Origin of the sequence: Tomitella biformata AHU 1821 (assembly GCF_000524475.1) — a bacterium.
Classification (GTDB): domain Bacteria; phylum Actinomycetota; class Actinomycetes; order Mycobacteriales; family Mycobacteriaceae; genus Tomitella; species Tomitella biformata.
In genome coordinates this window covers 232,938-256,362 of record NZ_BAVQ01000023.1, presented here as the reverse complement: position 1 = coordinate 256,362, position 23,425 = coordinate 232,938, and the positions used below count along the sequence as shown (strand labels likewise).

Below are 23,425 nucleotides of genomic sequence, written 5' to 3'. Positions count from 1 at the left end.
AAGGCAAACCTATGAGCAAGCCAGAAGTCGAGTTCCAGGACGGCCCCGCGCCCACTGACCTCGTGATCACCGACCTCGTCGTCGGGGACGGCGCCGAGGCCACCCCCGGCGCGCGCGTCGATGTGCACTACGTCGGCGTCGAGTTCGAGACGGGCGAGGAGTTCGACTCGTCCTGGAACCGCGGCGAGTCCATCAACTTCCCGCTCTCCGGCCTCATCGCCGGCTGGCAGGAGGGCATCCCCGGCATGAAGGTCGGCGGCCGTCGCCAGCTGACCATCCCGCCGCAGCTTGCCTACGGCCCCGAGGGCTCCGGGCACCAGCTGTCCGGCAAGACCCTGGTCTTCATCATCGACCTGCTGGACGTCGCCTAGCCCCTTTTTGTGGAGCCTCGTGAGTCCCGGCCTGGATTGACCTTGCGTCCGCTCTTTGACCTTGCGCACCCCGGAACACGTGCGCATGGCCAAAGAGCGGACGCAAAGTCGCTAGTGAGACCCCCGCAGCTGCGTCTGCAGCGCGTCGAGCACCGCGGTGTCCTCGATGGTCGAGGGCACCACGACTTCCTCGCCGTCCACAATCTGCCGCATCGTCTTGCGCAGGATCTTGCCGGAGCGGGTTTTGGGCAGCGACTCCACCACGGTCACGTCGTGGAAACTCGCGACGGCGCCGATCTGCTCGCGCACCATGGCGACGAGCTCAGCCCGCAGCACGTCGGGGTCGATCACCACGCCGGCCTTGAGCACCACGTAGCCACTGGGACGCTGGCCCTTGAGCTCGTCGTTGATGCCGATTACGGCGCACTCGGCCACGGCGGGGTGCCCGGCGACGACGGCCTCCATGCCGCCCGTCGAGAGGCGGTGGCCGGCGACGTTGATGACGTCGTCGCTGCGGCCCAACACGAAGACATAGCCATCGGAATCGATGTAGCCGGAGTCGCCGGTGGCGTAGTAGCCGGGGTACGCCTCCAGGTACGACGCGCTGAAGCGGGCGGGGTCGCCCCACAGGCCCGTCAGCGTGCCCGGGGGCAGCGGCAGTTTGATGGCGATGTTGCCCTCGGTGTCGGCGGGCACGGCGGCGCCGCTCGCGTCGAGGATCTCCACCTGATAGCCGGGCACCGCGACGGTGGGGGAGCCGGCCTTGATGGGCATCGGGTCCAGTCCCATGAGGTTGGCGCAGATGGCCCAGCCCGTCTCGGTCTGCCACCAGTGGTCCACCACGGGCATATCCAGCACCGCGCCGCACCAGTCGTACGTGTTGGGGTCCAGGCGCTCGCCGGCGGTGTAGAGCACCTGCATCGAGGAGATGTCGTACTTCGCGAGCTCGGCGGCGTCGGGGTCGGCTTTCCGGATGGCGCGCATCGCGGTGGGCGCGGTGAACAGGGCCTTCACCTTGTGCTCGGCGATCACCCGCCAGAACGCGCCGGCGTCGGGAGTGCCGACGGGCTTGCCCTCGTAGAGCACGGTGGTCGCGCCGACCAGCAGGGGCGCATAGACGATGTAGGAGTGTCCGACGACCCAGCCGACGTCGGAAGCGCTCCACCACACGTCCCCCGCCGCGATGTCGTAGATATTGGCCATGGACCAGGCCAGCGCGACGGCGTGCCCGCCGTTGTCGCGGATCACGCCCTTGGGCTTCCCGGTGGTGCCGGAGGTGTAGAGAATGTAGAGCGGGTCGGTGGCGTTGACAGTCACGGGCGCGGCGGGCACCGCCTTGGCCATCAGCTCGTCCCAATCCAGCCAGGAGGGGTGGTCGTCCGCGGAGCCGGCGATCATCGGTCGTTCCTTGACGATCACGGAGGCAGGCGGCGTCGAGCACATGTCGAGGGCCTTGCGCACGATCGGCAGGTATTTGATCGCGCGCGCCGGCTCCAGTCCGCCCGACGCGGTGATCAGCGCCTTCGGCTGCGCGTCTTCGATGCGGGCGGCGAGCTCCTTGGCCGCGAAGCCGCCGAAAACCACCGAGTGCACGGCGCCGATGCGGGCGCAGGCGAGCATCGCGATTGCGGCCTCGGGGATCATCGGCAGGTAGATCACGACGCGGTCGCCCTTGGCCACGCCCTGGGCGGCGAGCACACCCGCGAAGCGTGAGACCTCGTCGAGCAGCTCCGTGTATGTGTAGGTGCGTGTGGTGCCGAGCATCGCGGAGTCGTAGATCAGCGCGGCGCGGTCCCCGTGGCCGGCGGCGACATGCCTGTCGAGGGCGTTCACGCTGGTGTTGAGCTCCCCGTCGGGGAACCAGCCTCCGGGGTCGAGTGCCCTGGTGGGTGGGGTGGACCACTGGACGGCGCGCGCGGCGTCGAGCCAAAAGCCGTCGGGGTCGGAGATACTGCGCTCATACGCCTCGCGGTAGCCGCCTGCTGGGCTCATCAGTGGATCCTTCCTCGGTTCATCGGTTCACTTCAGCTCTATGATCTTGCCTCAGCAATAAATTCGGCGAAAGCCCCCGAACGGGTGGAGTCTCACTGCAAGCCCAGCCGTCGGTACCGCGCCAGCCGAGCGGCGATGCGGTCCGCGGGCTCGACGGCTGCCAGCCCCGTGAGCTCGCGGGCGATGGCACGGCCCGCGCGGGCGGAGAACTCGGCGGGCTCGACGGCGGCGTCGGGGAACTCGGGGACGATCGCGTCGACAATGCCGTCGCGCAGCAGATCCCGCGAGCGGATGCCTTGGGCAGCCGCCATCTGTGGCGCATGCGTGGTGTCCCGGTGCATGATCGCGCTGGCGCCCTCGGGTGGGAGCGGCGCCAGCCAGCCGTGCTGCGCGCACAGCACCCGGTCCGCGGGAAGCAGCGCCAGTGCCCCACCGCCTGTGCCCTGGCCCAGCAGTAGAGAGACGGTGGGGGTGCGCAGCGTGACGAGCTCCGCCACACAGCGGGCGATCTCGGGTGCCAGCCCGCCCTCCTCGGCCTCCTGGGAGAGGGCCGCCCCGAACGTGTCGATCACCAGCACCAGCGGTAGCCGCAGCTCCTGGGCCAGACGCATGCCGCGGCGGGCCTCCCGCAGCGCGCCGGGCCCGAGGGGCGTCAGCGCGGTCTGCCCGACGCGATCTTGGCCGAGCACGATCGCCGGCTGACCGTGAAAACGTGCCAGTGCCAACACCATCGAGCCCTCGGTCTCGCCCTGGCCGGTGCCGCTGAGCGGGACGAGATCTGTGGCGGAGGCCTCGAGTAGTTGGCGGATGCCGGGCCGATCGAGGCGTCGCGAGAGCATCACGGACTGCCACGCGGGGACGTCGGCGATCTCTGTGGTGGCGGGCTCGAACTCCGGTGCCGGGGCGGCCGGGCCCAACACCCGCAGCGCGCGGATCAGCACGGCGCGCAGGTCTTTCGGATTTAGCACCCCGTCGACAATGCCGCGTCGGTAGAGGTTCTCCGCCGTCTGCACGCCCGGCGGGAACTCCTCGCCGTAGAGGGCCTCGTAGACCCGCGGGCCGAGAAAGCCGATAAGCGCGCCGGGTTGGGCGAACGTGATGTGCCCCAGGGAGCCCCAGGACGCGAAGACTCCGCCGGTGGTCGGATCACGCAGATACGCCAGGTAGGGCAGATGCGCGTCCTTGTGGAGCTGCACGGCTGCGGCAATCTTCACCATCTGCAGGAACGCGACGGTGCCCTCCTGCATGCGGGTGCCGCCGGAGGTGGGCGACGCGATCAGCGGCAACTGCTGGGCGGTGGCCCGTTCGATGGCGGCGGTGATGCGCTCGGCGGCCGCGACCCCGATGGAGCCACCGAGGAAGGCGAACTCGCAGGCGATGATCGCGACCCGGTTGCCGGCGATCAGGCCCTCGCCGGTAACCACAGACTCGTCCGTGCCAGCCCGCTCCGTAGCGCGGTGCAGCGAGGCCGTGTAGGCGGCGTCGGCGGCCACCGTGAGGGGCTCCGTGTCCCACGTGGCGAAGCTGTCCGAGTCCACAATGCGGTCGATCACCGCGGCGGCGGAAATACGTTGTGTCGGCATGGTGACACCTCCTGCGGCTGAGCGTATCTTCCGCCAACTGCCGCGGTGGGCCGGTATGTTGCACTGGTCTCGGCAATCTAGATGGGGAGCAACGGTGGGAGAGCCAGTGAATGGGTCGGTGGATGCGCGCCAGGACGGCGATAGCGGTGTCGTGGTGCTGGAACTGCAGCGTGCGGATCGGCGCAATGCGCTCAACACGGTGATGGTCGAGGCGATCCGGGGCGCGGCGGAGCAGGCTGTGGCCGATGGTGCGCGGGTGCTCGTGATCACCGGTCAAGGCTCGGCGTTCTGCGCGGGGGCGGACCTGTCCGGCGACGTCTACCAGGGCGATTTCCCCGAGAAGCTAATTGGGATGCTCGACGCTATCGAGGCGCTGCCGGTGCCGGTGGTGGCGGCGCTGAACGGGCCGGCGATCGGCGCGGGCGTCCAGCTGGCGCTGGCCTGCGATCTGCGCGTGGTCTCCGAGTCCGCCCGCATCGAGGTGCCGGTGGTCAAGGTCGGCGTGGCGGTGCACACCTGGACCATGCGGCGGTTGGCCGAGGTCCTTGGCGGGCGCGCTCGCAACATCATGTTCGCCGGCGAACCGATGCACGCCCCCGAGCTGCTCGAGCGAGGCTTCGGCAACCGGGCCGGCGGCCTGACGGAGGCGGTGGCGTGGGCACGTGAGCTGGCCAAGCTCGCGCCGTTGAGCTTGCGGCACGTGAAGATGGCGTTCAATGAGAACGGTGCCCGTGATCCCGACAGCCCCGAGCTGCACGCGGCGTTGGAGGCGGCCTGGCAGAGCGAGGACAAGGACGAGGCCCGGCTGGCCCGGTCGGAGCGCCGCCCGCCGGAGTTCACGGGCCGCTGAGCGTGCTGGGAGCTTCCTGGCACATCCGGTTACCTGTCGGTAACCTTACGGTGGCGTAGGCGTGGCGGGGTTTTCTTGCCAGAACGCATGAACTTAGGGTCGAAAAGGAGAACCGCCATGACCGAATCGTCGACAATTCTCGCCGACAGGCCCGAGGCCGCTTCGTTTGTCGAGGTGCGCCGCGAGGGGGATGTCGTGGTGCTGGAACTGTGCCGGGAGGAGCGCCGCAACGCGCTCAACACCCAGATGTGCGATGACATCCGCGTCGCCGCGGAGGCCGCGGTGGCCGAGGGCGCCCGCGCGCTCCTGCTCACCGGCCGAGGCGACGTGTTCTGTGCGGGGGCGGATCTGTCCGGCGACGTGTACAGCGGCCGGTTCCCGCTGGCGCTTGTTTGGATGCTGGATGTGTTGCAGACGCTGCCCGTGCCGGTTCTCGCCGCGGTGAACGGGCCGGCGATCGGCGCGGGCGTCCAGCTCGCGCTGGCCTGCGATTTGCGGGTGGTGGCAGAGGACGCGCGGTTCGAGGTGCCCGTCGCCAAGAACGGCTTAACGGTGCACAACTGGACCATCCGGCGCTTGAGCGACGTCGTCGGCGGTGGCCCGGCGCGCACGATGCTGTTGGGCGCGCGGGCCATGTTCGCCCCCGAGGCGCTCGAGCGCGGGCTCGCCAACGTGCTCGGGGAGCTGCCCGCGGCGCTGGCTTGGGCGCATGAGCTGGCCGCCCTCGCTCCGCTCTCGCTGCGGCACCTGAAGATGGTGTTCAACGACGACGGCGCGCGGGATCAGGCGACTCCCGCTCAGGCTGACGCATTCCAGGCGGCGTGGAACAGTGCGGACAAGAATGAGGCCCGCCAGGCGCGGAAAGAGGGCCGGGCGCCGGAATTCCAGGGTCGGTGAGGTAGGCGATGACAGTGGTGGCGAAGAGTTCGGTTTCGGCGGTGGCGGGCTTCGTTGTGGGCTTGCCGCTGGTGCGGGAGCTTTGGCGGGTCCGGGCTGAGATCGGGGCAACCCGGAGGGCGCTGCGCGAGCATGCGGGCAGTAGTCCGGCCGGCAGCACGAGGTTCCACAACTCCGAGCCTGCCACTGAAGTGGCCGACGGGGGCGCGCTGACCGTCGCCAAGGCGATGCTTCAGCGGGTCGATGAGGTACGACCGTCGGGCCCGATCCCGTTGGTCCACAGCGATTTTGGGCCGGCGAGCGCAGAGCTGGCCGTCACCTGGCTCGGACACGCCAGCGTGCTGTTCGAGATCGACGGGCACACGGTGCTGGCGGACCCCGTGTGGGAGTCGCGCGTCTCGCCCTCCACGTGGCTGGGCCCGACGCGTCTGCATGCGGCGCCGCTCGGGCTTGCAGAACTTCCGGAGATCGACGCGGTGGTGATCTCCCACGACCACTACGACCACCTCGAGCGGTCGACCATCGTATGGCTGGCGGAGCATCGGCGCTGCCGGTTCGTGGTGCCGATCGGCCTCGGCGAGCACTTGCGGGGTTGGGGGGTGCCCGCCGAGCGGGTCATCGAGCTGACCTGGGGCCAGCGTGCGAGCGTCGGCGCGCTGGAACTGGTGTGCACCGAGGTCCGGCACTTCTCCGGCCGAGGGTTGCGGCGCAATGACACCCTGTGGAGCGGCTGGGCGATCCTCGGCCCGACGGCGCGCGCGTACTTCGGCGGTGACAGCGGTTACTCCGCCTGCTTCGAAAGGACCGGGCTGGAGCTGGGGCCCTTCGACGTGACGGTGCTGCCGATCGGCGCGTACTCCGAGTTTTGGCCGGACGTGCACATGAATCCGGAAGAGGCGCTGCGCGCACATCAGGACCTCAACCCGGGGGCCACGGCGGCGTTATTGCCCATCCATTGGGCCACGTTCGTCTTGGCCCGGCACAGCTGGTCGGAGCCGATCGAGCGACTTGTCGCGGCAGTCGACGCGGCGGTGGCCGACGGGAATGTCGGTGCCGCGCTCCTGATCCCGAGGCCAGGCGAGCGCATGGTCGTCGGCGACGAGCCGGACGTCGAAACCTGGTGGCGCGGGCTTTAGCGGATGAGGCACTCCTGGGCTCGGCTGGCAGGGGTGCCGGGGGACTCGAACGGCAGGCTCGTGTCCGGCCAGTTCGTGTGCTCCACAGCTAGCGGGTCCAGTGCGGTGATGACGGCGTGGTCCTGGTCGAACGACAGCGCGGCGCCCTCGGCGGGGGCCGGGGCATTGGTGCCGACACCCCACAGTCCCTCCCCGGTGGAGCCGTCCGGGGTGGTCACCTGAATTGCCACCACGTAATAGTTCGCGAAGGGCTCGGGCGAGCGGTTCGCGATCCAGGGATCGCGCGCGGCGACGGCCTTGATCGGGAGCAATTGCGAGCCGGCGATGTTCGCCGCCACACCGTCCTCGACCGCAATGCAGTAGTTCGTGGGCGGCTGGCGGATGTCGTTGACGAGGAACGCAATTCCGGTGACTGCGGCCACCGCCACCACCAGCAGGATCAAGAGTTCGCGCACTGATGGGCGGAAGGGCTCGGACATGCCGCGATCTTATGGCACGCGTGGGCCGGGCTGCCGCGCCCAGGTCGGACCGCTCGCCTAGGCTGACCTGATGCGATTGGAACAGAGCGAACCGGGGGCGGGTTCGATGGCCGTAGACCGCGAGCGTGGGTTGACCGCGACGGAGGTCGCCGAGCGGCTGCGGGACGGGCGCAGCAACAATGTGCAGGAGCACGGATCCCGCAGTGCCAGCGACATCATCCGGGCCAACGTGTTCACGCGGATCAATGCGATTCTCGGCGTGCTCTTGCTCATCGTGCTCGCCGCCGGCTCGCCAATTGATGGCATGTTCGGCCTGGTGATCATCGCCAATAGCGGAATTGGCATCATCCAGGAGCTGCGTGCCAAGCGGATGCTGGACCGGCTGACGATCGTCGGGCAGGCCCGCCCCGTGGTCCGTCGCGACGGCGTCGCGACGGACGTGCCGCCCAACGAGGTGGTTCTCGGCGACATCATCGAGCTCGGCGCGGGCGATCAGATCGTGGTCGACGGTGAGATCATCGAGGACTCGGCCCTGGAGATCGACGAGTCGCTGCTCACCGGCGAGTCCGACCCGGTCGTCAAGGTTGTGGGGGACGAGGTCCTCTCCGGCAGCTTTGTCTCTGCCGGCGGCGGCGCCTATCGGGCCACGAAGGTCGGCTCGGACGCCTATGCGGCCAAGCTCGCCGCGGAGGCCAGCAAGTTCAGCTTGGTGCAGTCCGAGCTCCGGGGCGGCATCGACAAGATCCTCAAGATCATCACCTACCTGTTGATCCCGGCTGGCGCGCTGACGATCTATAACCAGCTCTTCTCCTCGAATAACGGTTGGTCCGAGTCGCTTGTGGGCATGGTCGCGGCACTGGTGCCGATGGTCCCCGAGGGGCTCGTGTTGATGACGTCCATCGCGTTCGCGGTGGGTGTGGTGCGGCTGGGGCAGCGCAACTGCCTGGTCCAGGAGCTGCCGGCGATCGAGGGCCTGGCCCGCGTGGACGTGGTGTGCGCGGATAAGACGGGCACGCTCACCGAGGCCGGCATGCGGTTGGCGGAGGTCCGCGCGGTGGGCGAGTCTCCAGACGAGTCGCGGGCCCGCACCGCGTTGGCGGCGCTGGCCGCCGCGGAGGAGCGGCCGAACGCGAGTGTCCTGGCGATCAAGGATGCGCTGACCGAGGATCCTGGTTGGCGTCAGAGCGCCCTCGCCGCGTTCTCCTCTGCCAAGAAGTGGAGCGGGATGTCCTTCGGCGGCAACGGGAACTGGCTCCTTGGCGCACCCGATGTGCTGCTGGACCCCGCGAGCGGGACGGCCCGCACGGCCGAGGAGATCGGCGCCCGTGGGCTGCGGGTGCTGCTGCTCGCCGAGAGCCAGTGCCCGGTCGACGCGGATGACGTCCTCGAGACCGTCGTGCCCGTCGCGCTGGTGGTCCTAGAGCAAAAGGTCCGGCCCGATGCCCGTGCGACGCTCGAGTACTTCGACAGCCAGAACGTGACTGTTAAGGTGATCTCCGGCGACAACGCGGTGTCGGTGGGTGCGGTCGCCGAGTCGCTCGGCCTGTCCGACGGCACGAACGCGATGGACGCCCGCACGCTCCCCGAGGACCAGGAGGGCATCGCGGACGTCCTCGAGCGCACCACCACGTTCGGGCGGGTGCGCCCGGACCAGAAACGCGCGATGGTCGGCGCACTGCAGTCCCGCGGACACACCGTCGCGATGACCGGCGACGGCGTCAACGACGTGCTGGCCCTCAAGGATGCCGACATCGGCGTGGCGATGGGCGCCGGCAGCCCGGCCACCCGCGCCGTCGCGCAGATCGTGTTGCTGGACAACAAGTTCTCGACGCTGCCGTACGTGGTGGCCGAGGGCCGGCGTGTCATCGGCAACATCGAGCGCGTCGCCAACCTGTTCCTGACCAAGACCGTGTACTCGGTGTTGCTGGCCTTCGCGGTGGGCATCACGGGAGTGCTCTCGAAGATGTTCGGCTTCGATCCGATGGGGTATCCGTTCCTGCCCCGGCACGTGACCATCGCCGCGTGGTTCACCATCGGCGTCCCGGCATTCATCCTGTCCCTGGCGCCCAACAACGAGCGGGCGCGCACGGGATTCGTCTCGCGCGTGCTGCGGCTGGCGGTGCCGTCGGGCATTGCGATCGGCACCGCGTCCTTCGTCTGCTACCTGCTGGTCTACCAGGGCCCGAACGTGTCGGAGGAGGTGCGGACCCAGGTCTCCACGACGGTCCTCATCACGCTGATCACCGCGAGCCTCTGGGTCCTCGCAGTGGTGGCCCGCCCGTATGTGTGGTGGAAGCTGGTCCTCGTCGCGGTCTCCGGACTGTCCTATGTGGTGCTGTTCTCGATCCCCTTCGCGCGCCAGTTCTTCAAGTTGGATCCCGGGAACATGGAGTGGACTGCGCTCGCGTTCGGCTGCGCGGCGGTGGCGATCGTGTTCATCGAGGCCGTGTGGTGGATCGACGGGTCGCGTACCGGTGATGGCCGGCGATTGTTCGCACAGCGCTGATTCTTCTGGAAAGCTGGTGGGTAGAAGCGCTCGGAATCGCCGAAGCTCCAACGATGGGATCACCGAAATGGGTATTGCGGATCAGTTCAAGGGCGCCATCGGCAAGGCCAAGGACCTGGCAGTCGAGAACGCGGACAAGATCGAGGGTGCCGTCGACAAGGCGGGCGACTTCATCGACGACAAGACCGGCGGCAAGTACGCCGACAAGGTCGACACCGTGCAGGACGCCGTCAAGAAGAACCTGAAGAAGGACTAGGCATCATCAAGCACGCCCAGCCCCGGATAGACCTGCTCTATGACGCCGATTGTGGTTTCTGCACGCAGGCCGTGGGCGTGCTTGGACGGGTCGACCGCAAGGTGCGGGTCCGTGTCCACCCGCTCCAAAGTGCCGCGGCGCTGAGGCAATTCGGGTTGACGCGGGAGGCGGCGCTGGAGCAGCTGTGGTCGCTGGATGAGCAGGGGCGACGCCACGGCGGGGCGGAGGCCGCGAACGTCGCGCTGTCCGCAGCGCTGGGGTTCGCCGGCCCGCTATGGCTCTACCGGTTGCCGGGCGTGCGCTGGTGCCAGGACCAGGTCTACCGCGCCGTGGCCGCGAACCGGTATCGGCTGCCGGGCAGCGCCGGATCGTGTGCCCTAGATAGGTAGGGTCTACAGAATGACCAAGCTGCAGGTGTCGGAGAACTTCAACCTCGATCCCGAGGCCACATGGGCGCGGGCGTCGGATCTGTCCCGGTTCGAAAAGTGGCTGACCATCCACGACGGCTGGCGCAGTGAGCTTCCGGAGACGCTCGCCGAGGGTCTGGAGATGACATCGGTGATCTCCGTGCGCGGCATGCGCAACAGGGTGGACTGGACGCTGACCGAGTTCGTGCCCATGGAGCGCATCGCGCTGGTGGGCACCGGCAAGGGCGGCACCAAGGTCTCGATGAGCCTGTCTATCGCGCCCCATGGCGCCGGGTCCTCCGTCACCATGGACGTTGATTTCTCGAATCCGCTCGCGCGCGGGCTGATCGGCTCGGCCATCGCGCGTTCCCTCAAGGGCGACATTCAGCGCTCGCTGGCCAAGCTGGCGGTCCTGCCCGACGCGTGAGCGGGCCGGCCTATAGGCGGTCGACGATCGCGGATGTGGACCGTTTGGGGACATGCGGGACATCCCAGACCTGGGAGCCGAGCTCGACGGCGGCCCGGCGCTTGGGGCCATCGAACGGATCGCCCTGCGTGAATACCAGCGCGAAGGGATGCAGCGGGGCGAGCAGTCGCACGTAGTCCTGCCAGTGTGCCCGCTCCGGATCGCCGGAGATGATGAAAGTGGCGTCCACGCACCGGAGTGCGGAAAGCAATGCAGCCCTGTCTAACTCGGAGTTCACCGGCCTGGACGGGCCCTTCCAGCTCCGCACCCGCTGATCGCTCTCCACGCCGACCACGAAGGGGTGGCCGCGCCGGTGCGCCTCCTCGAGCAGCCGCAGGTGGCCGATGTGCAGGATATCGAAGGCGCCGGTGGCGATGACGGGCCGCGGGGGGACCTTCGAGGTGGTCCAGGCCAGGGCCAGCTGTTGGTCCGTTGTGCAGGGTTCTTCCACAGCAGTAAGTATCCTCTGTCTGCCGCCGCCGCGGCGCTGGTACCGGATAGTGTTTGCCGCAGCGGCAAACCACAATCTGGAGGCGAGTGTCGATGGCCCACACAATTGTTCCCAAGTCTGAGATCGTGCCCCTGCTGATCGAGCAGTGGCGGGTCTTAGAGGGGCTGCTAGCCGACGCGCCCGCGCAGGCCTGGTCGCGGCCCACCCCGCTGCCCGGGTGGAGTGTGCAGGACGTCGCCGCGCACGTGATCGGCACGGAGTCCCTACTGGCGGGACGTCCAACCCCCGAGGCTCCGGCACAGGTCACCGAGGCAGAGCATGTGCGCAACCCCATGGGGGTGCTCAACGAGAGCTGGGTCGAGTCGATGCGCGGCGACAGCCCCGTGCAGATGCTCGCCCGCTGGTCCGAGATCATGACGGCCCGTGCGGCGGCGCTGGGGGAGATGTCGCAGGAGCAGTTTGACGCGGACATGACGACGCCGGTCGGGCCCGAGACGTACGGCCGGTTCATGCGCGTGCGCACCTTCGACTGTTGGTACCACGAGCTGGATCTGCGTGACGCCCTTGATGTTCCGGGTTTCGAGGGTGGCCCGCGTGCGGAGGCGGCCTTCCAAGAGATATCCGGCGCCATCCCCCTGCTCGTCGGCAAGCGGGCTGCCGCGCAGGATGGTGCCCGCGTCCGGCTGGAGCTGACCGGGGATATCGAGCGCACCGTCGACGTGGCAGTGGAGGGGCGGGCCGAGATCGTCGCGGAGTTGGACCGGAGGCCCGACGTGACGGTGCGGCTGCCATGGGGCTTGTTCGCGAGGCTTGCGGGCGGTCGGGTCCACGCCGGTGATCACTTGGCGCGCATCGAGATTCAGGCGGCAGACCAGCTCGGCCGGGAGCTCGGCGAGCGCCTAGCCCGGAATCTGCGCCTCACCCCGTAATGATAGGACGTACGACCAATTGTTCCGTATAGTGCTGCCATGCCGTTAAACACCGAGATTGAGACCGCGGAGGGTTGGCTTCGCGGCCGGCAATATCGTGAGTTCCTCAGCTGGCGTGGGATCCCGTTCGCCAAGCCGCCGATGGGGCAGCTGCGGTTTCGCGCGCCGCAGCCGGTGACGCCGTGGGCAGGCGCCCGCGATGCGCTGCGCTGGGGATTCGCCCCGCCGCAGATGAAGCTGGCGACGATGCAGGGCGTCGGCAAGTACCAGGCGATGAGCGAGGACTGCCTCACTCTCAACGTCCTCGCCCCGGCGGAGCCCAGCAGCAAGCCGCGGCCGGTGATGTTCTACATCCATGGCGGCGGCTACCTGCTCGGCTCCAGCGCCACCCTCGTCTACGGCGGGCAGTCTCTGGTGGAGCGCGGTGATGTGGTCTACGTGTCGCTGAACTACCGCCTGGGCGCGCTTGGCTACCTGGACTTCAGCCAATTCTCGTCGCACCAGCGGCAATTCGACTCCAATCTGGGGCTCCGGGACCAGATCGCCGCATTGGAATGGGTCCAGCGGAACATCGCCGCATTCGGGGGGGACCCGGAGAACGTCACGATCTTCGGCGAGTCCGCGGGCGGCAACTCGGTCGTCACGCTGCTGAGCACACCGTCGGCGAAGGGGCTGTTCCACCAGGCGATCGCCCAGAGTGCGAATGCCGGTGTCTGCTACGGCAAGGAGCGCGCGGACAAGTGGGCGCGGATATTCACGGACCATCTGGGAGCGGACTCCGAGCACGCGGTGGAGGCGCTTGAGGACACGAGTGTGCACAAGCTGGGCAAGGCGGGGCTGGAGTTCATGCGCGACGCGTTGCAGGCCGATCCCGGGACCCTCGGCTATGCGCCGGTGGTTGATGGCGATCTGCTGCCGCTGGCGCCGCTCGACGCCTTCGCCGCCGGCACCACGCACAAGGTGCCGCTGATCATCGGCACCAACGATCGGGAGGCGGCGCTGTTCACACGCTTCGGCGATGACGGAATGCCGCTCTCCGTCGACTCGATCAACAAGATGTTCGCCAATACCCAGCCAGAGCTGCTGGCTCACATGATCGGGGGCTACTCGCGCTATCCGGACAAGCGCGCGTTGGAGGACATCTGCGGCGACGCCATGTTCTGGAAGCCGTCGATCGACTGCGCCGCGGGCCACTCCGCGGTGGCGCCCACCTATAGCTACCGCTACGACTACTCGACCCGGCTGCTCGACGTCCTTGGCATGGGGGCGACGCATGCCACCGAGCTGATCCCCGTATTCGGGCTGGCGGACACCACATTTGGCAAGGCGTTCACCACGCTGGGCGGCCAGCGTGGCATGCGGGGAGTGAGCCACCGGATGCAGTCCCACTGGCTCGGGTTCGCGCGCGACGGCAAGCCGATGTCCACATGGCCGCAGTACAACCCGCATGATCGACTTACCATGATCTTCAAGGACCACGACAAGGTGGTGAAGGATCCCCGGCCCCACCGACGCCTGGCGTGGGAGGGGTTCCGGGGCTATCGGTGACAGTTCGGCCAATAATGCAAACGACATTGAGATGGGGGAACAGTGACTGAGCAGCCTGAGACGATCCGTGAGAATGTGGTCCTGCCGGACGCGCTGTGGGTGGGCGTCGACGGTTCCCCGGACTCCGACCGGGCTGTGGAGTGGGCCGCGCGCACCGCCGCGGAGCGGGCGTGGCCGCTGCAATTGGCGACGGCGGTCAGCGTGCCGTCCATGTTCTATATGGAGCCGTCCCCGGCCGTCTTCATCGAGGGTGAGCTGGCCCGGGTCGCGGATCAGCAACTGCGCCGGGCGGAGACGATTGCCCGCCGCGTGGGTGGCCCGGAACTGGAGATTGGCTACATGCAGCAGATCGCCGGGGCGGCGGAGTTGCTGCTGGACGCGTCCGCGGATGCCCGGACCGTGGTGCTGGGCACGCGTGGGCACGGCGAGGTGACGGGCATGCTCGTGGGCTCGGTGGCGCGGGCCGTCGTGGGGCATGCCCAGTGCCCGGCGGTGGTGATCCCTCGTCCCGAGGCGGACTCCCCGAAGCCGGAGGAGATGTCGGGGCTCCCAGTGGTGGTTGGGGTGGACGGCTCCGCGGCCAGCGAGGCCGCGGTGGAGATGGCATTTGGGGAGGCCTCGGCCCGGGGCGTGCCGCTGGTGGCCATCAGCGTGTGGAGCGATGCGACCGTGCACCCGGCGCTCGGCTCGACCCCCGAGGGCCCGCAGTGGAGCCGTGTGCAGGTGATGGAGGAACAGGTGCTGTCCGAGCGACTGGCCGGCTACCGGGAGATCTATATCGACGTGCCGGTGCGGACCTTGGTGGAGCGGGAGAACCCCGTGCGGATGCTGGCGGAGCAGTCCCGGCGGGCACAACTGGTGGTGGTCGGCACTCGTGGCCGCGGCGGCTTCCGCGGCCTGCTGCTCGGCTCGACCAGCCATGCGATGCTCCAACACACCCGGTGTCCGCTGATGGTGGTGCGTCCAGACGCGGTGCTGCCCTAGCGGACTCCCTGCACCCGGAACTGGACGCTAATCCGGGGCCCCGTCGGCCGGCTGGACTTCGGCACGCAGTGCTCCCAGGTGCGCTGGCAGGAGCCGCCCATGACCAGCAGGTCCCCGTGGCCCACGGGGAAGCGCAGGGACGGGCCGCCGGCTCGGGGGCGTAGCAGCAGGGAGCGGGTGGCCCCGAGCGAGAGGATCGCGACCATCGTGTCCTCGGTGGCGCCGCGGCCCAGGTCGTCACCGTGCCAGGCGACGCTGTCCGAGCCGTCCCGGTAGTAGCACAGCCCGGCGGTGGCGAACGGCTCGCCGAGCACCGGGCCGTAGTGGGCGTTGAGACGCGAGATCGCCTGCTCTAGCAGGGGATCCGGCAGCTGCGTGGAGCTGTCGTAAAAGTTGGCCAGCCGGGGGACATCGACGACGCGGTCATACATCATCCGCCGCTCCGAGCGCCACGGCACCGCCATCGTCAGGTTCCGCATGAGGTGGTCCGCCCCACGCAGCCAATTGGGGTGCAGGTCCACCCAGGCCCCGTCGGAGAGCAGACGCCGGCGCGGTCCGCCGGTCAGGGCGTCAAAGGTGGGACCGCCGTCCGTCACGTCGAACAGCGAGGGCTGGAAGGGTGCCAGTGCTGGTGCCGTCATGAGTTAGAACATACGCTCTAGCTTTCGATTGTGCTAGTGCTGGGCGCTCATCTCCCACACGATGATTTCGGCCCCGGTTGGCTCGGCCGGGTCCACGCTCAGCCGCTGCCCGCCGCCGCGGGACACCCGCACGGCGTCGCCCTCCGCGAGCGGGCCCACCCCCTCCAGCTCCGCGGCGCCGCGCGCCACGAACACGTGCAGCAGGGGCGCGTCGGGCAGGGTGAGGGCGGGCCCGCCGGGGGCCAGGCGGGCCACATGCATTGCGGCGCCTCGGTTGTTGATTCGGATGGCGGCGTGGTCGCGATAGCGTTCCATGCCCGACGCCACCGTCACCAGCCCGCCGGCGAGCAGTTCCCGGTCGATCTCGAGCTGCTCGTAGCCGGGGTTCACGCCGGCCTCGTCGGGCAGCACCCACATTTGGATCAGCCGCACCGGCTCGTCGTGCGCCCCGCCGCTCGCACCGGCCAGGCGCCAGGAGTCGTTCTTCTCCGAGTGCATGATCCCGGTGCCCGCGCTCATCCGCTGCGCAAGACCCGGGTAGATCACCCCGGAGTTGCCCATCGAGTCCTGATGCACCAGCGAGCCGCGCAGCACCCACGTCACGATCTCCATGTCCTGGTGCGGGTGGGTGTCGAAACCCTGCCCGGGGGCGATGATGTCGTCGTTATTGACCATCAGCAGGCCGTGGTGGGTGTTCTCGGGGTCGTAGTGGTGGCCGAAGGAGAATGAGTGCTTCGAGTCGAGCCAGTCGATCTTCGTTGCGAGGCGGTCGGCCGCGCGACGGACGTCAAGGCGCGGGCTGGCAGACGCGGGCATGGGGATCCTCCAAGGTCGACGGCTCGCCACCACCCTACGCAGCCGAGGTCGCGCCGCCGCGACGGGAAATGGGGGACACTGCTGAAGTGAGCATCGAGGGCGAAGTGGTTCGGACCAGGCTGTGGCGCGACGGGGTCGTGGCGCTCGACGACTTCCCGCTGGCGGACCTGTCCGAGCACCGGCTGGACCCGACGGCGCTGTTGTGGGTGGACCTCTGCCGTCCGGGCGCCGCGATGATGGAGCGACTGAGCGAGGAGCTGGGCCTGAACGCGCACGAGCGCGAGGATGCGATTGCCCCGGGGGAGCGCCCGCGCGCGACCCGCCGCGGTGGGCAGATGTTCGTCACGGTGTACGACACCGACTTCAGCCGGCCCGACGCCGACGAGCTGGAGGCGATGGACTCCCGGCTGCGGCGGAGCCGCGTCTCCATCTTCGTGCTGCCCGACGGGATCGTGACCATTCGGCCCGACGACGGGGTCGACATGCAGGCCGTCATCGAGCGCTGGGAACAGGAGGGCGATCTGCTGCGCTTCGGCTCCGCCGCCCTGCTGCACGGTCTGCTCGATGTCATCGTTGACGGGCATCAGGCCGTCGCCGACAGGTTTGACGATCGCGTCGAGGACCTGGAGGACATGCTGTTCGCCCAGAACTCCGACACCCGCAAGGTGCAGGAGCTCAACTATCGGGTGCGGAAGGAGCTGGTGGAGTTCCGCCGGGTCGTCACGCCGATGCGGGAGGTGCTGACCGCGATCATGCGCTATCGCATCGAGTCCGGTCGGCTGCCCGAGCTGGATGCGAGTTACGAGGACCTCAACGACCACGTGGTGCACGTGGGGGAGTCGACAGAGTCCTTGCGCGAGATCATCGCCAGCATTTTTGAGACGAACCTGGCCCTGCAAGACGCGCGGCTGAACACCGTGATGAAGAAGCTCACAGGCTGGGCCGCGATCATCGCGGTGCCGACGGCGATCACGGGCTGGTACGGGCAGAACGTGCCCTACCCGGGCTCCGACCAGGTGTGGGGGCTGATCATGAGCGCCGCCACCATCTTCGTCCTGGCGGTGGGGCTGTTCGTGCTGTTCCGCCGGAAGGACTGGATCTAGCTGCGGGTAAGGACTGGAGGGCTCGAGAAGGTGCGGCCAGATGGAGCTTGACCTGCGGTGATGTGGTGCCCTCGGTAGGATTCGAACCTACGACCACCGCTTTAGGAGAGCGGTGCTCTATCCCCTGAGCTACGAGGGCGGGGACCGGCCGCTGACGGCCGGGAGGCCCCAAACGCGGGCTCAACAAAGCTGCGCCTGGAACGTTTGGGAGTGTACCCGGCCATTATTCACGGGGTTCGAAGCACCTGCGGACTGGCAAACCTACGGTTGCGTAACTTACGGTAGCGTAGGTCAAATAGTGGGTAGCAATCTGAAGGGCTGAGATCGCATGGGCAAACCTGTCGTGACGCTGGAGAACCAGCAAGACGTCTATGACTACTACCTGGAGCACCAGCAGAACAGGTTGACCTCCAAGGCTGCATATGCGGCGCTCAGCGTCAGGTTTCGGCCGCGGGTCAGCTATGCGGATGGGGCGCGGGAGGCGATCGAGGGCCTGCTCGCCGGCGGCGGGAGCCTGATCATCGCGGTCAACCACCTGTCGGATAAGGATCAGTACATCCTGGCGGCGACCGCCTGGCGGTCGCCGCTGCGCTCGATCATCGGCCGAACCCGGGTGCTGGCGAAGGATGAGCTGTTCGCGGATCCCAAGCAGCGCAGGCAGATCGACATGATGGGCGGCATTCCCGTCTTCCGCGGCAAGAACCACGGCATGCGGGCGGTGGCCGATGCGGGCAGGCGGATGATGGACATCTCCGCCGAGCGGCTCGCGCGCGGAGACAGCCTGGCGATCTTCCCTGAGGGCACCTGCAACCTGCTTGATCCCGCGCAGGTTCAGCGGGTTAACAGCGGCATCGGGCACATCGCCGCGCGGGCAATCAAGCTCGGCGCGGCCCTGGCACTGCTGCCATTGGGCATCCGTTACGGCGGTGCGGCGGGGGCTGTGGGGTCCGTGGGGGCCGCCAGCGTCTACATCGGGAATCCAGTGCGAGAATTTCCGGCCAAGCCCATGGAAATCGCCCGGCTGGTCCAGTGCGGACTTCAGGATGTGGTCGACGCGGCGGGACGTAATCTGGCGATAAGTTAGTCAACATTCTGGCTCTTCGGTTATGGTTCTGGGCATCGGTAGTCAGAGATCATCGAGTAATCCGGCCGAGACGGTGGGGGATGTCAGTGAGTGAACAGGTGAGTGTTACGGGCTCGACCCGGCGGGGGTTTCTGCGGTCGGCGGCGATCGTGGGCGGCGCGGTGGCCACGATCGCCGCGATCGGAGGCGGCCCGCTCGCCACCGTGGCACACGCGGCCCCCGGCCCCGGACCCGCCGACGCGAGGTCGGATGGCGCCGGCCGGTCGGTCGCCATCTTCGGCGCGGGCGTCGCCGGCCTCACCGCAGCGCATGAGCTGATCGAGCGCGGCTTCGAGGTGGCGGTGTATGAGCGGAAGGAGTTGGGCGGCAAGGCCCGCACGATCTTCTCCGACAAGGGCCTGCCCGGCGAGCACGGCTTCCGGTTCTGGCCGGGCTTCTACCGAAATCTCACCGACAACATGCGGCGAACGCCCTTCCCCGGCAACCCGAATGGGTGCTGGGACAACTTGACGAGGGCCACCACCTACCTGCACTCGGGCGCAGGCCGTCACGACCTGACGATCCCGTTCCCGTTCCCCGTTCCGGCGATTCCGTCGCCGATCACCCCGCAGAACTTCATCGACTCGGTTGCCTCCGTGTTCGAGACGGTGTTCCGGCTGCCCCCGTGGGAGGCGGTGTTCGCGGCTCAGAAGCTCGGCGTGTTCGTGACCAGTTGCGATGAGCGCAAACTCGGGCAGTGGGACAACGTGGCGTGGAATGACTACATGCGGGCGGACTGGTCCTCGCCCGAGTACGGCCGGTTTATGGCCGACGGGATCATCCGGAACCTCGCCGCGATCAAATCGGCCAACGCGAGCACCCTCTCAATCGGCATAGTGGGGGAGGCGACGGTCTGGTCCGTGCTGACCTTCGGCAACGATGAGGGTGGCTCCGTCGACCGGGTGCTCAACGGCCCGACATCCACTCGGTGGCTCGACCCGTGGGTAGCGCATTTGAAGGGACTGGGGGTGCAATTCCACGTGGGCTGGGAACTCGAGGGCTTCGACATCTCCGGCCAGCGCGTGGCGTCCGCACAGGTGTCGACGCCCGGCGGGAGGCAAAGTCTGGACGCGGATTGGTTCATCTCCGCCATCCCCGTCGACAAGTTCCAGCCGATGATCGACGAGAAGATGCTGGCGGCCGACGGCACGCTCGCGGACATCCTTCAACTGGAGACGGATTGGATGAACGGCCTGCAGTTCTTCCTCCGGGAGCGGGCGCCGGTGACCACCGGGCACGTGAACTATGTGGACTCGCCGTGGGCCCTCACGTCGATCAGCCAGGGCCAGTTCTGGAAGGGCGGGCTCGCCGCATATGGGGACGGCAGCGTGCAGGACTGTCTGTCCGTCATCATCTCGGATTGGAACACGCCGGGGATGTTCAATGGGAAGAAGGCGCGGGATTGCACTCCGGAGGAGATCTCGGCGGAGGCGTGGGCGCAGATCAAGGCGCACTTGAACGACACTGACGACGTGTTGCGTGATGGCATGTTGCACTCGTGGATGCTGGACCCCGCGATCGAGGGCTCCGGCACGCCAGCGGTGTCCAACGACGAGCCGCTGTTCATCCAGAGCCCCGGATCATGGGCGTTGCGGCCCACGTCCGCCACCGGTGTGGAGAACATGTTCCTAGCCGGAGACTGGGTCAAGACGGATGTGAACGTCACCACGATGGAGGGGGCCAACGAGGGTGGGCGCCAAGCGGTGAATGCGCTGCTGAAGGCCGCCGGCTCAGCCGAGCGGCCATGCAAGATCGAGGTGTTGGCGAAGGCCCCGTGGTGGGAGCCGTTCAAGGCGGTGGACCGCGAGCGCTACCGCGCGGGCCAGTCGAATGTGTTCGATATCTTCGATGCGCGGACGCCGTAGCCGACGGTGCCGGAGACGGACTGACAGTGCGTGTGATCTGTGGCACTCTGGGGAGATGGCGCGGCGAGAGATCACAGGCGCGGTCGCGGGGCTGATATTGCTGGCCGCGTTGGCCGGCTGCAGCGGCACGGCCGCGGGCCCGGACGACGCGCAGATCGACTCGGCCACGGTGCCCGCCACCGTGGAGGCGGGCAATGCTCACAGCGACACCGGCGGTTGCGCGCTGATCACGTCGGCGCAGGTGGCGGCCGCCACGGGCGCGTCGATAGAGCGCACAAGCAACATCGGCACGGGCTGTAGCTGGAGCGGCCGCGCCCCCGGCGCGAGCGGGCAGGAGCTGGTCGTGAGCCTGGTCCAGACCGGCGATGAGAACGGAGACGGCGCGCGGGTGCTCGCGGAGCAGTTGGCGATGCAGGAGGCGCTCGGCAGCGTGGAGCAGGTGTCCGAACTCGGCCAGCAGGCCTTCAGCTCCACCCACTCCGCGCCCACGGTCTGGTGGCTGCAGGACCAGCAGGTGTATTCCGTCGCTGTCGAGCTTGTGCCGGCCCCCGCAGGCGCAGTGGACACGGCGATCGAGCTCGCCAAGATCGCGTCGGGCAATCTCCCAGACTGACGCGCCCACCCCTGATGGCGTTCGGGCCAAGGGCAGGACACAATGTACGGGTGCTGAGAAAATTGATGGTTGCGCTCGTCGGAATGCTCATGGTCACTTCGCTCGCGGCGTGCGGTAGCGACGATCCGGCACCCCTCCCGCCGAACACGGTCCTGGTGCGGGGCATGCAGTTCTCGCCCGCCAACCTGACGGTGAAGGTCGGCGACACCGTGACCTGGAAGTTCGACGATCAGGGCGTGGCGCACAACGTGGTCAGCGAGGTCGCCAACGTCAACGACCCCAAGCCGCTGGACAGCGGCAATCCGCAGATGCGCGGCGAGTGGTCGTACACGTTCACTGAGGCTGGCACGTTCAACTACACCTGCGCGCCGCACCCGGACATGCGAGGACAGATCACCGTGGTGGGCTGACACGCAGTACTCCGCGCGGGGCACTTAGAGGCGCCGTGACCTCGTGATCACGGCGCACACCACGAGCCCCAAGGCCATGCCAAAAGCATCCGCGGCGAGGTCCCACCATGAGCCGCTGCGGTGGATCGGCAGGGTTGCCTGCAGCACCTCGGACAGCGCCGCGTAGGCCAAGACCCAGGCGATGGTGACCCGCCAGCCGACGCCCGCTAGCCGCGAGGCCGCGGCGAGGGCGGCGAAGAGCAGCGCGTGCACCACCTTGTCGGAGTTCGGCGGGCCCGACGGCACCGTGGAGCCGGGCGAGAACAGAATCACCAGGCTGAGCGCGAACACGGCCGACAGGGGGAACACGCTCCACCGGACGGCCTCCGAAAGCCTCCCCATCAATGTGCGGGCAGGTTCCGATAGGCGGAGTACCCGGCCCAGGCGAGCCGCCGGGGGCGGAGGGGGTCATGGGCCAGGTAGGACGGATCGTCGATGATCAGCGTGGTGCGGAAGGCCGTGTCATATGCGGGCCAGGCGGCCGTGGGCTTGCCGGTGCGGGCAAAGGACAGCCACTCGCGCTGGACGGTGTCGGTGACTGCCCGCATGCTGCGCTTGCCGCCGGGCAGCGTGAGCGCTCGGCCGACGGCTCCGGCCCCGTAGCCGAACACCGCGAGCAGTTCGAACGCGTGTGTCGCCTCGAGGCCCAGCCACTTCATGGCCCGCGGCGAGTAGTCGAAGCGGTACATGTAGGTGGGCGCGATCGAGCAGTACGCCTGAGCCAACTCCACGGTGGGGGCCCACAGGATCGAGTCGCCGCCGAAATCGATGGCCGCGTTCCGGGCGGGGTAGCCGGGGTAGTGAGCCAAGATGCGCTCCATGGCCTCCGGGTCGGTGGCCTGGAAGTACAACTCGATGCGGCGGGCGTCGCTGGGCAGCGCGTCGAGCAACTTCGGGAACAGTGTGCCCTCGCGTTTGTTCGAGCCGATGATCAGCGGCACCTGGTGCACGGAGCCGGTGGTGAACGCGTCGACGGGGTGCACAGGCAGGAAGTCCCCGTCCACCGTGGGCGCAAAGGGGCTCAGGCCGGGCTGGGTGCTCATGGTCTTGCCGGTGACGCGGCGGCTGGCCTGCCACAGTTCCGCGGGGGTAGCCGTGGTGAGCGCGGTGACCGCGGCGGCGGTGTCGGTGGGGTCGGTGCCCAGCAATGTGACGAAGTCCCGGGCGAAGGTGTCGGCCTGCGCGGGGGAGGAGACGAGGTCCACCGCGGGGCTCTCGGCGATCGACCGGGCGAACAAGCCCTTCGCGGCGGGGGTGGCCATCAACGCGACAACGGCACTGCCGCCCGCGGACTCGCCGAAGATGGTGACGTTGTCGGGGTCGCCGCCGAACGCCGCGATGTTGCGCTGCACCCACTCTAGGGCCGCCACCTGGTCGCGCAGGCCAAGGTTGGAGTCGAAGGGCCTCTCCGCCGTAGAGAAGCTGGTGAAGTCCAGGTAGCCCAGCGCGCCGAGCCGGTAGTTGATGGACACGTAGACGATGTCGCCGCGCCGGACGAGCCGCCTGCCGTCGTACAGGCCCATGGAGGAGCTGCCGAGGAGGTACGCGCCGCCGTGGATGAATACCATCACGGGCCGCTTCTCGCCGGGCACCGGCGGGGCCTGGATATTGAGCGTCAGGCAGTCCTCGCTGGGCAGCTGCTTCTTGCCGGGGCGGATGAACAGTGCGCGCGGGTCCTGCACGGAGCCGTTGCCCCAGTCGCACGCGTCGTGGAGCCCCGGCCAGGGGGCCACCGGCTGCGGAGCGCGCAGGCGCAACTCGCCGACGGGCGGTGCGGCGTAGGGGATGCCCCGCCACGTTGGCAGGCCCTTCGCGAGCACGCCGCGCACGAGGCCGGCGTCGGTGGCGACAGTCAGGTCAACACTCATCAGGCTGCTCCGTCGTACGTGGGGGAAGTTAACGCGGGGCCTGCCCGGTCCGGGCTGGCCCACACACTTCGACCAGGGTATCGGCTGGCACC

The 23,425-nt window shown here is 68.4% G+C and carries 24 protein-coding genes and 1 tRNA gene; 16 read left to right on the top strand and 9 right to left on the bottom strand.

Annotated features, from left to right (window positions below):
- Positions 1-11: 11 nt before the first annotated feature.
- Positions 12-371 (top strand): FKBP-type peptidyl-prolyl cis-trans isomerase, encoded by a 360-nt coding sequence (locus tag TBIF_RS10080; RefSeq protein WP_024794687.1) that lies wholly within the window; start codon positions 12-14, stop codon positions 369-371.
- Between the two features lie 111 nt (positions 372-482).
- Here TBIF_RS10080 and TBIF_RS10075 read toward each other — a convergent pair whose 3' ends face one another.
- Positions 483-2,363 carry a propionyl-CoA synthetase gene (locus TBIF_RS10075; RefSeq protein WP_024794686.1) on the bottom strand — a complete coding sequence of 627 codons (1,881 nt, stop codon included), beginning with the start codon at positions 2,361-2,363 and terminating at the stop codon, positions 483-485.
- A gap of 92 nt (positions 2,364-2,455) precedes the next feature.
- A complete protein-coding gene (locus tag TBIF_RS10070; protein ID WP_024794685.1) occupies positions 2,456-3,946 on the bottom strand; it encodes a carboxyl transferase domain-containing protein in 1,491 nt (496 codons plus the stop codon).
- 106 nt (positions 3,947-4,052) lie between these two features.
- On the opposite strand from TBIF_RS10070, the gene TBIF_RS10065 reads away from it, so the two are divergent.
- The 3 genes from TBIF_RS10065 (at position 4,053) to TBIF_RS10055 (ending at position 6,829) form a co-directional block, all read left to right on the top strand.
- Entirely contained in the window at positions 4,053-4,796 is a 744-nt protein-coding gene (locus TBIF_RS10065; RefSeq protein WP_235174640.1) for an enoyl-CoA hydratase, read from the top strand.
- A 117-nt stretch (positions 4,797-4,913) separates the two neighbouring features.
- Positions 4,914-5,693 (top strand): enoyl-CoA hydratase, encoded by a 780-nt coding sequence (locus TBIF_RS10060; protein ID WP_084611636.1) that lies wholly within the window; start codon positions 4,914-4,916, stop codon positions 5,691-5,693.
- A gap of 8 nt (positions 5,694-5,701) precedes the next feature.
- Positions 5,702-6,829: an MBL fold metallo-hydrolase gene (locus tag TBIF_RS10055; RefSeq protein ID WP_051461464.1), complete on the top strand. Its 1,128-nt coding sequence runs from the start codon at positions 5,702-5,704 to the stop codon at positions 6,827-6,829.
- Here TBIF_RS10055 and TBIF_RS10050 read toward each other — a convergent pair.
- Positions 6,826-7,308 carry a hypothetical protein gene (locus tag TBIF_RS10050; protein ID WP_024794681.1) on the bottom strand — a complete coding sequence of 161 codons (483 nt, stop codon included), beginning with the start codon at positions 7,306-7,308 and terminating at the stop codon, positions 6,826-6,828. The two genes, TBIF_RS10055 and TBIF_RS10050, sit on opposite strands and share 4 nt — an antisense overlap.
- Positions 7,309-7,378: 70 nt before the next feature.
- Between TBIF_RS10050 and TBIF_RS10045 the strand changes: the two genes are divergently transcribed.
- From TBIF_RS10045 to TBIF_RS10025, 4 genes are all read left to right on the top strand, one after another.
- On the top strand, positions 7,379-9,814 hold the full coding sequence (locus TBIF_RS10045; protein WP_024794680.1) for an HAD-IC family P-type ATPase: 2,436 nt from the start codon (positions 7,379-7,381) through the stop codon (positions 9,812-9,814).
- A gap of 67 nt (positions 9,815-9,881) precedes the next feature.
- Positions 9,882-10,070 (top strand): antitoxin, encoded by a 189-nt coding sequence (locus tag TBIF_RS10040; RefSeq protein WP_024794679.1) that lies wholly within the window; start codon positions 9,882-9,884, stop codon positions 10,068-10,070.
- 2 nt (positions 10,071-10,072) lie between these two features.
- Complete coding sequence (locus tag TBIF_RS23380) at positions 10,073-10,459, top strand: thiol-disulfide oxidoreductase DCC family protein (RefSeq protein ID WP_084611635.1); 387 nt, start codon at positions 10,073-10,075, stop codon at positions 10,457-10,459.
- 10 nt (positions 10,460-10,469) lie between these two features.
- Positions 10,470-10,904 (top strand): type II toxin-antitoxin system Rv0910 family toxin, encoded by a 435-nt coding sequence (locus TBIF_RS10025; protein ID WP_024794677.1) that lies wholly within the window; start codon positions 10,470-10,472, stop codon positions 10,902-10,904.
- Between the two features lie 10 nt (positions 10,905-10,914).
- On the opposite strand, the gene TBIF_RS10020 is transcribed toward TBIF_RS10025, so the two are convergent.
- A complete protein-coding gene (locus tag TBIF_RS10020; RefSeq protein WP_024794676.1) occupies positions 10,915-11,394 on the bottom strand; it encodes an adenylyltransferase/cytidyltransferase family protein in 480 nt (159 codons plus the stop codon).
- Between the two features lie 92 nt (positions 11,395-11,486).
- Here TBIF_RS10020 and TBIF_RS10015 point away from each other — a divergent pair, with 92 nt between their 5' ends.
- From TBIF_RS10015 to TBIF_RS10005, 3 genes are read left to right on the top strand one after another with little or no spacing between them, the layout of a single operon-like run.
- The gene (locus tag TBIF_RS10015) at positions 11,487-12,323 is read left to right on the top strand and encodes a maleylpyruvate isomerase family mycothiol-dependent enzyme (protein WP_024794675.1); all 837 of its coding nucleotides are present in this window, start codon (positions 11,487-11,489) and stop codon (positions 12,321-12,323) included.
- 39 nt (positions 12,324-12,362) lie between these two features.
- The gene (locus tag TBIF_RS10010) at positions 12,363-13,871 is read left to right on the top strand and encodes a carboxylesterase/lipase family protein (RefSeq protein ID WP_024794674.1); all 1,509 of its coding nucleotides are present in this window, start codon (positions 12,363-12,365) and stop codon (positions 13,869-13,871) included.
- Positions 13,872-13,913: 42 nt separating this feature from the next.
- Complete coding sequence (locus TBIF_RS10005) at positions 13,914-14,855, top strand: universal stress protein (RefSeq protein ID WP_024794673.1); 942 nt, start codon at positions 13,914-13,916, stop codon at positions 14,853-14,855.
- Here the strand turns inward: TBIF_RS10005 and TBIF_RS10000 are convergent.
- The gene (locus tag TBIF_RS10000; RefSeq protein WP_024794672.1) at positions 14,852-15,496 is read right to left on the bottom strand and encodes an alpha-ketoglutarate-dependent dioxygenase AlkB; all 645 of its coding nucleotides are present in this window, start codon (positions 15,494-15,496) and stop codon (positions 14,852-14,854) included. The two genes, TBIF_RS10005 and TBIF_RS10000, sit on opposite strands and share 4 nt — an antisense overlap.
- Before the next feature lie 33 nt (positions 15,497-15,529).
- A complete protein-coding gene (locus TBIF_RS09995; RefSeq protein ID WP_024794671.1) occupies positions 15,530-16,312 on the bottom strand; it encodes a pirin family protein in 783 nt (260 codons plus the stop codon).
- 68 nt (positions 16,313-16,380) lie between these two features.
- Here TBIF_RS09995 and TBIF_RS09990 point away from each other — a divergent pair, with 68 nt between their 5' ends.
- On the top strand, positions 16,381-17,415 hold the full coding sequence (locus tag TBIF_RS09990; protein WP_051461462.1) for a magnesium transporter CorA family protein: 1,035 nt from the start codon (positions 16,381-16,383) through the stop codon (positions 17,413-17,415).
- 63 nt (positions 17,416-17,478) lie between these two features.
- On the opposite strand, the gene TBIF_RS09985 is transcribed toward TBIF_RS09990, so the two are convergent.
- A tRNA-Arg gene (locus TBIF_RS09985) sits at positions 17,479-17,554 on the bottom strand.
- A gap of 189 nt (positions 17,555-17,743) precedes the next feature.
- Here TBIF_RS09985 and TBIF_RS09980 point away from each other — a divergent pair.
- From TBIF_RS09980 to TBIF_RS09965, 4 genes are all read left to right on the top strand, one after another.
- Positions 17,744-18,499, top strand: a complete 756-nt coding sequence (locus tag TBIF_RS09980) for a lysophospholipid acyltransferase family protein (RefSeq protein WP_024794669.1) — start codon at positions 17,744-17,746, stop codon at positions 18,497-18,499.
- An 80-nt stretch (positions 18,500-18,579) separates the two neighbouring features.
- Positions 18,580-20,403, top strand: coding sequence for a hydroxysqualene dehydroxylase (locus TBIF_RS09975; RefSeq protein WP_038170562.1), 1,824 nt, complete (start codon positions 18,580-18,582; stop codon positions 20,401-20,403).
- A 55-nt stretch (positions 20,404-20,458) separates the two neighbouring features.
- The gene (locus TBIF_RS24450; protein ID WP_024794667.1) at positions 20,459-21,016 is read left to right on the top strand and encodes a DUF3558 domain-containing protein; all 558 of its coding nucleotides are present in this window, start codon (positions 20,459-20,461) and stop codon (positions 21,014-21,016) included.
- A gap of 50 nt (positions 21,017-21,066) precedes the next feature.
- Positions 21,067-21,426: a plastocyanin/azurin family copper-binding protein gene (locus TBIF_RS09965; protein WP_235174635.1), complete on the top strand. Its 360-nt coding sequence runs from the start codon at positions 21,067-21,069 to the stop codon at positions 21,424-21,426.
- Positions 21,427-21,450: 24 nt separating this feature from the next.
- Here TBIF_RS09965 and TBIF_RS09960 read toward each other — a convergent pair whose 3' ends face one another.
- Together TBIF_RS09960 and TBIF_RS09955 are read right to left on the bottom strand one after the other, a co-directional pair.
- Positions 21,451-21,807: a VanZ family protein gene (locus tag TBIF_RS09960; protein ID WP_051461461.1), complete on the bottom strand. Its 357-nt coding sequence runs from the start codon at positions 21,805-21,807 to the stop codon at positions 21,451-21,453.
- Complete coding sequence (locus TBIF_RS09955; RefSeq protein ID WP_024794664.1) at positions 21,807-23,333, bottom strand: carboxylesterase/lipase family protein; 1,527 nt, start codon at positions 23,331-23,333, stop codon at positions 21,807-21,809. The genes TBIF_RS09960 and TBIF_RS09955 overlap by 1 nt, the downstream gene beginning before the upstream one ends.
- Between the last annotated feature and the right edge of the window lie 92 nt (positions 23,334-23,425).